The 1,379-nt window shown below is 70.5% G+C and carries 1 protein-coding gene and 1 pseudogene; both read right to left on the bottom strand.

From position 1 onward, the window contains the following. A pseudogene (locus OOT08_RS13240) lies at positions 1 to 313 on the bottom strand (diaminopimelate decarboxylase); the annotation flags it as partial. Positions 314 to 486: 173 nt separating this feature from the next. Beyond that, complete coding sequence (locus OOT08_RS13235) at positions 487 to 1,365, bottom strand: LmeA family phospholipid-binding protein (RefSeq protein WP_325093223.1); 879 nt, start codon at positions 1,363 to 1,365, stop codon at positions 487 to 489. Positions 1,366 to 1,379 lie beyond the last annotated feature (14 nt).

Raw genomic sequence — 1,379 nt, 5'->3', positions numbered from 1 at the left:
GCTCCGTCATCCAGCGCGCCACCTCGATACAGAGGAAGGCCTTGCCCGCGTAGTACACGGTGGCTTCCGCCCCGACGCGGGCGAATTCGCGCTGGAAGGCGGCAAGGATCTCGGCGGCGCGCGACTTCGCGTCCGCCTCGTCAATCACGTAGAGGGGCGAGCCGAACTCGGCGATGAGTTCGGAGGCGCGCTTCTCGCCAACCTTCAGCTCGCCGCAGTCGCGCCCGCGGCGAACGGTGCGGGAGAAAACGGCCGGATCAAGCTCGTTCAGCTCCGCGGGGGTATCGGCGGGGGCTGCGGCGGTGTCGGTCATAGCAGGGGCCTTCGCATCGGTTTCGGGGTGGGGGCGCTCGCTGAGGCGAGCGGACCCGGATTGGCCCCTGAAGCCGTGCGAACGAGAGCGGATGCCCCACGGTCGGACGAGTTTTATCCTAGCGGGTTCGGGATACCACGCGTTGAATGTGACAGCGCCGGATGCGCGCCCGGTTATTTCCCGCAGGTGCCCTTCTCGCGCATCGCCGCATCGAGGACAATCTTCGGGTCGGCGGCGAAGCTGGCCACGGCCTTCCCGGAGCTCGTGATGTCGATGTCGGTCAGGGTCAGGCCGACCGGCAGGCGATCCAGGATGCAGACCTCGCGCGGTTCGAGGAGCGGGGCGAGCATTTGGGCGGGGCCCTCCGAGAGCTGCTCGCTCGTGATCTCCAGGCCGCCCGCCTTGGCCCGGCTCGGGGTGATGAGCACGTTCCCCTCCGGGCTGGCCGCGAGGGTCACGCCGAGCTCCAGCGGCACCTGGGCCCCGAAGAGCGGGATGCTGCTCTTGATCTGCATCTCGCCGTCCTCGAGGCTCACCTCCCCGGCCAGGCCGACGGTCGCGCTCGACAGCAGGGGCTGCAACTGCTCCGGCGTGAGCGTGACCGAGCCGGTCGCCGCGGTCAGGGGGCCGGTCGTCGGGTTCAGGGGCACGCGGTAGGCGCGGAGCGAGATCTCGCCGCGCAGATCGCCGAGCGGGGCGTCGGGCACCCGCAGGGTCACGTCGCGGTAGCCGCCCGTCAGGGTTTGCCACAGCACGGAGGTGCCGCCAACGGTCGCCTCGACCTCGTGGTCGGCGCTCAGGGAGAGCTGTTTCCGGGCGGCGGACTCCATCACCTCTGGCACGGTCTGCCGGAGCGTGAACTCGGCGATGACGGCCCCGATGCCGAGGAGCAGCGCAAGCACCACGAGCACGATGGTGAGCCGGCGGCCCCAGCGCGATTTCTTCCGCGCGGGCTGCTGCCCGTCCGGGACGCCGGCGCTTCCCGCGTCGCCGCTCCCCGGGAAGAGTTCGGGCAGGGGCACGGTGGGCTGGTGCGCGGCATCGGAGCTCATTCCGTCAGACTACC

It is taken from the genome of Leucobacter sp. M11, assembly GCF_035726885.1.
Classification (GTDB): Bacteria; Actinomycetota; Actinomycetes; order Actinomycetales; family Microbacteriaceae; genus JAPFRB01.
The sequence above is the reverse complement of the archived record's forward strand: the minus strand, read 5'-3'. Positions and strand labels throughout refer to the sequence as shown.